The organism is uncultured Eubacterium sp. (genome assembly GCF_934295145.1).
GTDB lineage: Bacteria > Bacillota > Clostridia > Lachnospirales > Lachnospiraceae > Eubacterium_I.
Genome location: NZ_CAKRAS010000078.1, coordinates 1 through 10,771, shown reverse-complemented (window position 1 = coordinate 10,771; position 10,771 = coordinate 1). Strand labels below are relative to the sequence as shown.

The window sequence follows — 10,771 nt, the reverse complement described above, 5'->3', positions numbered from 1 at the left end:
ATTCATATTTCTTTTTCTCCTTTCAAATGCTCGCAAACGTTGATTTTTATCTTACGGACAGGCTTTTACTGTCCTTTAATTTCTTTGTATTGTCCTATTTCAAGATCTGCCTTTTTCATTTCATTTTGCATCCAGGCAGTATACGGACTTTTACATGTGTATTTCACTTGCAGGTTATGAATTTTCGTCTGCTGCTCAATCTTCTCCCACAAATCCCTGTTCTTAATCTCTTTTCCATCAGATCTTGTCCATCCATCCGTTTTCCATTCCTGCAGCCATCCAAGCATAAGGGCAGACTCCAGGTAACGCAGATCTGTATGGAGCACTACACCACATCCAGGTTTAAGGTGTCCTAGTGCCCGGATCACCGCCGACAATACCAGACGCTTTCCGGAAGCTTCCATGCATCCAATTTCTGACTTGGTGTAAGTATTACCTGCAGGCGAGATGTATTCCAGTACATAACAAAAGCTGGCTTTTCCGGGTTTGATCCGTTTGCTGGATACCTCTATGTACAGTGACACTTCCATCATTCTCGCTTCACCTCTTTTATCCTTTGTTCTGTATAGCGTAGATACGACATCCCAGTGTATCTGTTCGTTCCGGAAATGATAGAATCTTTTACGATATAGAATCCCGGTGTTGGTTTTGGTCCATCTTCCATGAGCCTGCGCATCGTCCACCGGAAATATGTCTTTCTCTCCGGTTTTGGTCTGATCAGATTTCTGGACGTGTGGTATGGTTTGGTCTTTTCCGCATCTTCGTGATCCTGCTGTTCTTCCGGAACAGGTTTTGCAATGTACTCAGCCAGATCTTTATAACCTCCCGCTTCCCTGATCGGAGTGAAATGGGTAAATCCAAACGTCCAACATTCTGTGATCAGCATATCCGTTCCTTTCGAACACTTTGTTCGGTTCACCAGAATATGTACATGGATACCTCCACGCTTTCCAATTTCTATCCGGTAGATATACTTCAATATCTCGTCATTTCTTTTGTATCGATATCGAAGCCGCTGTAGAAATAGCGCCATGTCCTTCATGACTTCTTCATATGATTTTCTGGTTCCCTTGGGATACTTCAATGTCACCCACAGGTCTGATGGATAGAAATTGGCTTTGATCAGCCGGCGGATCCGGTTCTCTTTATTGATCTGATTCTGTTTCGCCATCTGCTCCGGAGTTGCCTTTTTCCTCTTTGCTCTCTTCTCACCCTTTGCCCCATACTTCCCGGCAAATTTATATTCAGTTTCTATCGAATTTGAAAATATCCATCTGTCCCGGTTATACATGTCAATTCCTCTAACATTAATATACTTATACTGGTACGAACGCCGGTCTTAACCGGTTTGTCCTGAAAAAAAGGTTTTTTAATGTCCGGACAGGATTTCCCTGGCCGGACTATAGGATTCCACCGCCCTGCAGTCGGACGTTTTTGTGTATTTATAATCAAATTTAAAAGGTATGTACTGCAGCTAACGTATCAAAAATCATTTGAGAGGTTCCGATAATTTTAAACGTCCGACTGCAGGACGGTGGATCTATATTATTCTTTTGAAATCATGACTCCCGTAAAAGTCTCTTCTAAGGCATCTGCTATTTCTGCATACTCATTATCTTTCTGGCGCAGACCTTTTGCCATCGTCTCCATTATGGCAATAATAAATGGTGTATCTTTCATCGGTTTTCCATTTATTACTGCTGAAAATTCGTCTGCGTAGCTGTTCATTTTATTCGAAGCCCATTTCATGGTTTCGCCGGCATCTTTCAGCTGTGCCTCCATATATGCTTCTATGAATCTTTTTTTGTAATCCATTTACTTTTTCTCTCTTTTCTTTGCGTTATACAGGTAATTACCTACCTGCTTTTCTGTCAGCTTCATTTCTTCTGCAATCTGTTTGTATGTCCAGCCTGCATTTCTTAACGCAATCATTTTTCCAATATCCACATCATTCTTTGACGCTTTCGTTTTCTTCGGTTTCGGGAGGGGAGTTTCTGTTGGTTTAATGACAGGTTCCGCTCCCTGATCTGGCGCATCATCCCATTCCGGCACATTGTCGAACAGATCTGTTTCACTCATCTCTTTGGATGTGTGCCGGATGCTCCGTGATATATCACCACTTGTATGTATCATTTTCCAGCTCTGCAATTCATCCACACATTTTTCGCACAGATCCAATACGACGGTTTCTCCATCAATTACAGGTGCATCCTTCTCTCGTCCAACCCGTTCGATGCATGCAGTGAATGGATTTCCTATAATTTCAATACCGCAGTGATCACAAGTGATCTTCCATTCTCTCATCGATTCATTACCTCCGAATATTGCAGTCGCACCAGTCTTCGATACGCTTTAATTCTGTCTTTTTCATTTACTTTTCATCTCCTGTCTGATATAATCCAAGCAAGGCTTTTAATTAAGTCTTGTCATTGGTTTAGAGCATGTACTTTCTCAGGGTCGCATGCTCTTTTAATTTGTTCAGAATTATTCCTGCACCGGCAATCGCCAGTCCAATCGCTGTGATTTTCACAGCCAAAATGAATCCGGCTTGTCCATCACTAGACAGCCCCATCATTCCGATGGAGGCTATTCCAAGACCTGTGGCACACAGCCCAAATGCAATCTTATTTTTCATCATTGGTATCCTCCAGATTAATTTCTTCTACTACCGAAATCATCATTAATCCAAACACTGCAACTCCTCCGGCTAACAACACCAGGATTGCATTTATTACCGTGTGTGGTCTGCCAAAATACAGAAATACAAACACGGCTGCTGCCACTATCGATATAATGATTCCGGCAATTTTCATCTTGTTCATGGTTTTATCCTTCCTTTGCTTCTGGCATATTCTCCTGCTCAGCTTTCTCTTTCTTCACACGCTCTGCATGTTTCAGAAAGCGTTCCGCCGCCTTCATCAGTGCATTCTTGCGCTTCGCTCTCTCCTCTTCTGGCAGATCTGGGAAATGCACTCTGACAGTACATCCATCAATGTTAAATGTCTCTACCTTGGAATATGTCATGCTCTCACCTTCCTTTCTTAGAAGATATGTACTTGCAGGTTGTCTGGTTACGTTTCACGATTGCTTTTTTCGTTGTCATCTCTTATAATCGATACACAGGTTCCTGCCAGAACTGAATATCAAATAAAGGAGTTTTTTCATGGATAACAATTTTACTGTCACCGCCGCTTATATCGCGGCTTTAGCTGCAATAATCGCTCCTACCATCAGTGCTTTAATTCATAGCTTTAAAGAATACAAGATTGCTAAAATGTCTCACACCATTGATTCATGTTTAAAGTTATGTGAAGCATTTTCTGACTCATATTTCAAATGCCAATATGGCATAGATAAAACTGGCTACATATCTGATTTTTACAAAGCAACTTCAAAACTAATTATCATCTGCCACAAACGGCATACTAGGCGAATGCTTTTTCAGCTTGCCAACCAAGTTAAAGAAAACGGTGCTTCTGTGGAAACAGATAAACTATACGAAAAATGTATTTCTTCTCTTACAAGAGAGTTTTGATTAGCACTGGGAAGCTACCCAATACCGCAAAAATTTCTCCTGCAATCAACATTCCCATCCATAGAATCGGACGGTCATGTAAAAACCAACATGTAATCGGTCCTCCAGTCAGTAAAACTAACGCTATCACACAAAGTGTTAATTGCACTTCACTACACCTCCTACCTTCTGAAGCATATAGATCAGAACTGGCTTCCCTGCTACAAGCGCTAATGAAATTACTGAAATAATAAACGGAACATTTGGGAATCGAAGTCTGAAACACAGTCGTTTTCCCGGGTGTTCTTTTTTATAATTTCTACGTTCTAATCTGTTCAATTCTTTTTCAGTCCAGATTATAATTTCTCGTCTTTTCATACTTTCTCTACACCTTTCCATCTGCTGGATCTTCTTCTGTTGCAAATAAGTAATCCAGTGATTTATCCGGAAATGCCTTCCTTTTGATTTCTACACATTCCTTTAATGAAAGTGTGCTTTTTCCATTCAACTTGAATGACAATGTTGTTGGTGTGATTTTTAAAATATCCGCCAGTTTTGCTTGCGTCATTTTCTTTCTCGCCATTTCCGCTTCCAAATTTGGAAACATTTCTTTTCACCTCTCTTTCTCGATTTTTCGTGAATCTGATTTTAGTATATACGATTTTTCGTGAATGTCAACACTTTTTCTCTATTTTTCGAGATTTTTGTTTTATTTTTATTGGAATTATATTGATTTTTCGAGATTTTAGTGTTATTATCTATCCATATCAATAATAAGAAAGGAGAATTCAATAATATGAATGAATTGGAGTCGAACTTGAAGTCTCTAATTATCGAGAAATATGGAAGTATGAAAAAATTTTCTGAAGCTATAGATATGCCATGGACTACTCTTGATAGCATTCTTAAACGTGGTATTGCTAATTCCAACATTACCAATGTTTTGAAAATCACTCGTGAATTAGGATTAGATACCGAAAAACTTGTTGATGGAGATATTACTTATATAGATTCCGCTCCTTCTACTATGGCTGCTCACCTTGATGGAAAAGATTTTACCGAAGAGCAATGGAGCCGCATCAAATCTTTCGCGGACTTCATAAAGCAGGAAGACAATAAATAGAGTCCACCTGGTATTTTTAGTTAGGAGGAATTATATTGAATAAATTAGAAACATTTGAACAGAAAGCATATGATCAGAATGTCAAAGTGTATGACTATTACCTTGGCGAAGAATCATTAGCTGGTCTTTACATAGATGGCCGTGTCGCTATTAATACTTCTGTAAAAAGTTTGAGGAAGAGAACCTGTGTCATTGCCGAAGAACTTGGCCATCACTGTACTTCATCCGGAAATATTCTTGACCAAAATGATGTTCGTACTCAAAAGCAAGAACATAAAGCCAGATTATGGGGATATAATGAATCTATCGGATTGATTGGTATCGTAGAAGCATTTAACCATGGATGCCATAATCTTTATGAGATGGCTGAATACTTAGATGTAACAGAAGAATATTTGAAAGAAGCATTGGATGCTTACAGGGATAAATATGGAGTTTGTACAGACATAGATAATTACACAGTCTGCTTTATTCCAAGTCTGACAGTATTTAAAAAAGTATAATTTTTTTATACTGCCATTACTATCAATTACAATTTATGGTAATTTGCTACGGCATTTTATATTTTACAAAAGGAGAATTATTATGATTTCAAAAAACAATCGAAAATGGTACTTACAAACCTGGTTTATCGCTATTATGTTTTTTCCAACAATTATAGCTTTTGCTCTTCCACCGTTTTTTATTTTCCCAATCATTGGAATAATATGCACAATTTTACAATCAAAAGCTAATAAGCAACTCCTTACTTTGTATGGAGAAGCAGATCAAGCATCTGCCAATATTCAAAATCTCAATATTGAATATCAAAATAAGTGCTCTGCCTTAGAAAAGCAATATGCAGATAAGGAAACTGCATGCCGAAATGATTTTGAAAACCAGAAAAATGATTATCAAGAAAAATCCTTGAATGAAAAGCAAAAATTATCCGCGCTACGCACAGAAGTTGCATCTTTGAAATCAGAAATCAAAAGTCTGGAAGGTGATATGTTAGTTAAGCACTACAACTTTTCTAATTATGATGGTTTAACTTCTGAAGAATGTAAAAACAAATTATCAATTCAAAAAACCGAAGAGCAAGATTTTATCAAATCAGGAGATGCTTTTATTGTTACCTCAGATGGTTCAAAAAAGGAAGTTAATGACAACAAAAAACAACTTCTTCGTTGCTTCAATGCTGAATGTGACAATTTACTATTAGGGTTAACCTACAAAAATGTTGATTCCGTTCGAAACAAAGTTTCCAGATCATTTGAATCATTAAATAAAATTTTTTCTGTAGATGGTATTGCCCTCAATAATAAAATGTTAGAAATGAAATTAGAAGAATTAAATCTGGTTTATACTTTCGAATTAAAGAAAGAGCAGGAACGTGAACAGCAAAAAGCAATCAAAGAACAAATGCTTGAAGAAGAAAAAGTTCGTCGTGAAATCGAACGTCAAAAGGCTAAATTAGAAAAAGATCAGACACAATGTAATAACGAAGTAAAAAAACTTCTGGCATATATGCAAAAATCTTCCAGCGATGTTGAAAAGCAATTGTACGTTGATAAAATTCGTGAACTTGAAGCTAAATTAAAACAGCTTGAGGAAGAAAAAAATACTGTATTAGAGCGCGAAGCAAATGCACGCGCTGGATACGTCTATGTCATTTCTAATATTGGTTCATTTGGTGAGGATATTTACAAAATTGGAATGACCAGACGTTTAGAGCCAATGGACAGAATAAAAGAATTAAGTAGCGCATCTGTTCCTTTTTCATTTGATGTACATGCAATGATATTCTCTGACAATGCTCCAGAACTTGAAAATACTTTACATAAACATTTTGAAAAGAACAGCGTCAATCGTGTAAACTTGAAAAAAGAATTTTTCCATGTCAGCTTAGATGAAATTGAAAAAGTTGTAAAAGAAAACTTCAATAATACAGTAACCTTTACAAGAGTACCTGTTGCAGAAGAATATCGGCAAACACTTAATATTCTTCATTCAGAGAATAAATAATTTTTTTCACTCCCCCGCTCCCTATGGGCGGGGGAACAATGAAAAACTGAATAATATATTTACCAGGGGAGCTGGAGGACGTGCTGCACCCGTCCGAGCCTGTCGGAGGTGGTGCATATGAGTACATATGAGGAATTACAGCTGATGGTATTCGTTGCGGTACTGATTGTTGCAATACTGAGTTATACGCATAAAAAATAGCCGTCCTGACCCTGAGAAAGTCGACGACTATTTTTCGTAAATTAAATTGATTTTCGCCGGGCGGGTGAGGTGCATTCACCTTCCAGCTTTCCTGTTAAGTATATTATAGCAAATATGCTTTAAATGTCAATTTAAACTACCGACTGATCAGAAAGGAGCTATCATGGAACGAATTATAAGTAACAAAGTCCGTTGCAAAAAATGCGGTGAAATTATAGAAAGCAAAAATCGACATGATTTTGTAACCTGCAAATGTGGAGCTGTATCTGTTGACGGTGGCCACGATTATCTGAAACGTTCTGGCAACTATGAGGACTGGGAAGAACTTAGTGAATGTGAAGATGTTTAACACGATCAAATAAAAATCTTCATAATGTTTTGTTCTTCATAGAGAAAATATTTACAAATATAGTAAAACACAAGGAGGCAATTATGGATACACAAATTGTATATTGCGATGAAACTGGCGATGACGGTTTAAATACTAGCTCTAGCCGCGACTTCATTTTGACAAGTATTTACATGGCTAGCAATTCATGGCAAAGTAACTATAATAAAATCAAAGAATTCCGAAAAGAATTAAAATCAACATATGGATTTCATACAAGTCAGGAAATGCACACAAAGCACTTTTTGACAGATAAAAATCCCTATCGTTCCTATAACTGGACTAAAGAGCAAAAGATTGAAATTTTAAAAGCATATACAGTTTTTATATCCACTTTGGATATCTCCGTTATCAATGTTATTATTGACAAATCAAACATTCACAGTACGGAATATCCAATACTGGAGAGAGCTTTAACTTATAATATTCAACGTATTGAAAATGACAGTAAAGGTAACTGGAATTTTCTTATTATCACAGATCGTGGTCGAATTGCACCAATGCGAAAAACTGCGCGTGCAATAAGAGCCTATAACCCTATTCAATCTCAATTTGGTGGTTATATCAATAAACCGATTAAAAATATGATTGAAGATGTTTTAGACAAAGACTCTAAGGAATCGCATTTCATACAAATTTGTGATTTCATATCATATTTTGTACACTTGTACTATAAAACAAGATATGAACATCAAGATTTACCAAATAGAGTTGCAAAATTAATTGATAGAACTTTTGTCGGACAAGTAATGGCAACATTTGAAAGTAATGGCATTTTAAACACTAAAGCAAGTTCAGAAAAATATGGATTAGTAATTTATCCAAAATAAAAAAACACCACCTACGACGCATTCGCGTTTTCAGTGGTTCAATATTATTATATCAATTTTTGTGAAAAAGTCAACAAATGAATTCAAAAAATATGTAAAAACCGGCTCCTGCTACCAACAGGAACCGGCAAGGAATAACATCCGAAAATGATACTCCAAATTCGCAAAAATATTGTATCATCTTCGGAACAGCTTCGCAAGCGGAACACCTGTTCCCCGCTGGCTGTTATTTTTATACCCATTTTTACATATTTTTACTTAGGAGGATGATGACATGCAGGAAACAAATATCTCTATCAATGAAATTCTCATGTATCTGCGCAAATCCCGATCAGATGATCCGTATATGACTGTGGAAGAAGTCCTGGCTCGGCATGAGCGGCAGCTCCAGGAATATGCTCTCTCCTCTTTCGGATCCACCATTCCGGAAGAACAGATTTTCCGGGAAGTTGTTTCCGGGGAAACCATTGCGGACCGTCCGGTTATGCAAAGCGTCATGAAATACCTTGAAAGCGGTCAGATCAAAGGTGTGCTGGTCATTGAGCCACAGCGTCTCTCCCGTGGTGATCTGGAGGACTGCGGACGCATTATCAATGCATTTCGGTATACAAATACTCTGGTCCTTACTCCACCGAAAACTTATGACCTCTCTGACGAGTACGACCGAAAGTTTTTTGAAATGGAACTGACCAGGGGAAATGATTATCTGGAATATACCAAGAAGATTCTGAACCGTGGGCGGCTGGCATCTGTCAAACAGGGAAACTACATCGGGAGCATCGCTCCTTACGGATATCGCAAGATTAAAACCGGCAGTGGAAAAGATACCGCACACACGCTTGAAATCGTTCCGGAGCAGGCTGACGCTGTCAGAATGATGGCGCAACTCTACCTTGCGGGAAATGGATTCACACGGATAGCTGCGCATTTGGATTCTCTTGGAATCAAACCATTAAAATCTGATCACTGGTCTCCTGCTGCCATCAGTGATATTTTATCCAATCCGGTTTATATCGGAATGATACGCTGGAATCATTTTAAAACAATCAAAACAATGCAGGATGGCCAGATTGTAAAATCCCGTCCTACCAACCGCGGAACAGACTATATACTGGTGCCAGGCAAGCATCCTGCCATTCTTGATCAGGAAACTTTTTATGCCATTGCACAGCGCCGTGGAAAATCTCCAAAGGTAAAACGCGACCATGAACTGCGAAACCCGTTCGCCGGGCTGGTCTTTTGTGGAACTGCCGGATGTGGACGTTCCATGGCCCTCAAGCAGTTTACAAACTACCGGAGCAAAGTTCCCCGCCGGTCAGAAAGCATGATCTGTCCAAATCAACGCATCTGCCATACAAAATCGGTACAATATAGTGCTTTTGTGAAACGTGTAAAAGAAATATTATCAAAGACGGTGGATGATTTTGAAATTAAATTACAGAATGATGAAGGGAATATTGTCCGGATCCATGAGAATATCATCCGGAATCTGGAACAGGATCTGGCGAAATTAAAGGATAAGGATCTGCGTCAGAAAGATGCTTACGAAGATGGGATTTATACCAAAGAAGAATATGCTTCCAGAAATGCCAAGCTGCAGGAACAGATCTGCGAAGTGCAGCTTTCCATCCAGCGGGCAAAAGATACCATGCCGCCGGAAGTTGATTACCAGGAACGGGTTTCCCGATTTTCTGACTGCCTGTCTAAATTTGAAGATACAGATATTTCAGCATCGGAAATGAACTTACTCCTCAAATCCTGCATTGAAAAAATCATATATCACAATTCCAGTGAATCCAAGCCTGGTATCGGGCGATTCGTTGCCAATCCCTTTGAACTGGATATCTACCTGCGCCTGTGATCTTTGGGCGCAGGCATTATTTTACTGTATTAAGGCTTTTTCTGCCTGTAATCTCCTACTTTTGTGCAAAAATAATCACTTCCATCATGTATGAGCGAATGAGCTTGCGCATATGGAAATGATCTGTGCCATCGTCCGTCAGTTAACGCAAGATCTGACACCGGAAGAAATCCAAAAAAGTGGATTTGACGCCTACTACGTGGATCATACCCTTGGTCTCTGGCCAATGGCTGCCGGCGGTATTCCGCACAATGCCTGCGAATATCAGTCAAAAGGTGATGCCATCACAGATCTCTTTGAAGATTTGGCTGCGGAGCAGAAAGCACGTACCACTTACGACAACATTCTGCGTCTGGTCAAAGATCCGGAAGTATGTGATCCTATCCGTTTTCTGCGGGAACGGGAAATTGTTCATTTCCAACGTTTCGGAGAAGGACTCCGTCTCGTGACTGACCGGTTGAATTCCAAGAACTTCTATGCATTTAACCCGGATTTTGATGTAAAAGCATCCTGCTAACTGCAGAGCACTAATATTCGCATGATCTGACTATTAAAATTATAATAATATCATTTTTTTAATCACAACCACCGGCTTAGCCGGTGGTTTGCTTTGACCCCGCAAGGGTCTGTTACCGGCACTGGAAGTTTTATATTTTAATCTGAAGCAACTTCAGCCACCCGCAAAACAGGGCTTCACCCATACAAAAAAAATACTGCAAGCAACATCTGTTACCTGCAGTATCTTTCGGGTTGGGCTGTTTTATAAAAAACAGAACAGTTCGTAGGGGAATCGAACCCCTGTTTTCGCCGTGAGAGGGCGACGTCTTAACCGCTTGACCAACGAACCATA

15 protein-coding genes, 1 tRNA gene and 1 pseudogene are annotated in these 10,771 nt (G+C 38.9%); 8 read left to right on the top strand and 9 right to left on the bottom strand.

Annotated features, from left to right (window positions below; translation table 11 throughout):
* Nucleotides 1-65 precede the first annotated feature (65 nt).
* From Q0I54_RS12240 to Q0I54_RS12210, 7 genes are all read right to left on the bottom strand, one after another.
* The gene (locus Q0I54_RS12240; protein ID WP_296118980.1) at nt 66-533 is read right to left on the bottom strand and encodes an RNase H family protein; all 468 of its coding nucleotides are present in this window, start codon (nt 531-533) and stop codon (nt 66-68) included.
* Nucleotides 530-1,291 carry a hypothetical protein gene (locus tag Q0I54_RS12235; protein ID WP_296118978.1) on the bottom strand — a complete coding sequence of 254 codons (762 nt, stop codon included), beginning with the start codon at nt 1,289-1,291 and terminating at the stop codon, nt 530-532. The genes Q0I54_RS12240 and Q0I54_RS12235 overlap by 4 nt, the downstream gene beginning before the upstream one ends.
* Nucleotides 1,292-1,545: 254 nt before the next feature.
* Nucleotides 1,546-1,815, bottom strand: coding sequence for a hypothetical protein (locus tag Q0I54_RS12230; protein ID WP_296118977.1), 270 nt, complete (start codon nt 1,813-1,815; stop codon nt 1,546-1,548).
* Entirely contained in the window at nt 1,816-2,304 is a 489-nt protein-coding gene (locus Q0I54_RS12225; RefSeq protein WP_296118976.1) for a hypothetical protein, read from the bottom strand. It abuts the gene before it with no gap.
* 130 nt (nt 2,305-2,434) lie between these two features.
* Complete coding sequence (locus tag Q0I54_RS12220) at nt 2,435-2,638, bottom strand: hypothetical protein (protein ID WP_296118975.1); 204 nt, start codon at nt 2,636-2,638, stop codon at nt 2,435-2,437.
* Complete coding sequence (locus Q0I54_RS12215) at nt 2,625-2,822, bottom strand: hypothetical protein (RefSeq protein WP_296118973.1); 198 nt, start codon at nt 2,820-2,822, stop codon at nt 2,625-2,627. The genes Q0I54_RS12220 and Q0I54_RS12215 overlap by 14 nt, the downstream gene beginning before the upstream one ends.
* Before the next feature lie 4 nt (nt 2,823-2,826).
* The gene (locus Q0I54_RS12210; protein ID WP_296118972.1) at nt 2,827-3,024 is read right to left on the bottom strand and encodes a hypothetical protein; all 198 of its coding nucleotides are present in this window, start codon (nt 3,022-3,024) and stop codon (nt 2,827-2,829) included.
* A 139-nt stretch (nt 3,025-3,163) separates the two neighbouring features.
* Between Q0I54_RS12210 and Q0I54_RS12205 the strand changes: the two genes are divergently transcribed.
* Nucleotides 3,164-3,535, top strand: a complete 372-nt coding sequence (locus Q0I54_RS12205) for a hypothetical protein (protein ID WP_296118971.1) — start codon at nt 3,164-3,166, stop codon at nt 3,533-3,535.
* Nucleotides 3,536-3,899: 364 nt separating this feature from the next.
* On the opposite strand, the gene Q0I54_RS12200 is transcribed toward Q0I54_RS12205, so the two are convergent.
* Entirely contained in the window at nt 3,900-4,121 is a 222-nt protein-coding gene (locus Q0I54_RS12200) for a helix-turn-helix transcriptional regulator (RefSeq protein ID WP_296118969.1), read from the bottom strand.
* Between the two features lie 189 nt (nt 4,122-4,310).
* Between Q0I54_RS12200 and Q0I54_RS12195 the strand changes: the two genes are divergently transcribed.
* From Q0I54_RS12195 to Q0I54_RS12165, 7 genes and pseudogenes are all read left to right on the top strand, one after another.
* A complete protein-coding gene (locus tag Q0I54_RS12195; RefSeq protein WP_296118967.1) occupies nt 4,311-4,637 on the top strand; it encodes an XRE family transcriptional regulator in 327 nt (108 codons plus the stop codon).
* Between the two features lie 35 nt (nt 4,638-4,672).
* A complete protein-coding gene (locus Q0I54_RS12190; RefSeq protein ID WP_296118964.1) occupies nt 4,673-5,140 on the top strand; it encodes an ImmA/IrrE family metallo-endopeptidase in 468 nt (155 codons plus the stop codon).
* Between the two features lie 82 nt (nt 5,141-5,222).
* A complete protein-coding gene (locus Q0I54_RS12185; protein ID WP_296118963.1) occupies nt 5,223-6,641 on the top strand; it encodes a DUF4041 domain-containing protein in 1,419 nt (472 codons plus the stop codon).
* A gap of 364 nt (nt 6,642-7,005) precedes the next feature.
* The gene (locus Q0I54_RS12180; RefSeq protein WP_296118960.1) at nt 7,006-7,191 is read left to right on the top strand and encodes a hypothetical protein; all 186 of its coding nucleotides are present in this window, start codon (nt 7,006-7,008) and stop codon (nt 7,189-7,191) included.
* 83 nt (nt 7,192-7,274) lie between these two features.
* Complete coding sequence (locus tag Q0I54_RS12175; RefSeq protein WP_296118958.1) at nt 7,275-8,060, top strand: DUF3800 domain-containing protein; 786 nt, start codon at nt 7,275-7,277, stop codon at nt 8,058-8,060.
* A gap of 274 nt (nt 8,061-8,334) precedes the next feature.
* The gene (locus Q0I54_RS12170) at nt 8,335-9,921 is read left to right on the top strand and encodes a recombinase family protein (protein ID WP_296118956.1); all 1,587 of its coding nucleotides are present in this window, start codon (nt 8,335-8,337) and stop codon (nt 9,919-9,921) included.
* A 100-nt stretch (nt 9,922-10,021) separates the two neighbouring features.
* Nucleotides 10,022-10,438 (top strand): annotated as a pseudogene (locus Q0I54_RS12165) (manganese catalase family protein); the annotation flags it as partial.
* Between the two features lie 258 nt (nt 10,439-10,696).
* Here Q0I54_RS12165 and Q0I54_RS12160 read toward each other — a convergent pair.
* A tRNA-Glu gene (locus Q0I54_RS12160) sits at nt 10,697-10,768 on the bottom strand.
* Between the last annotated feature and the right edge of the window lie 3 nt (nt 10,769-10,771).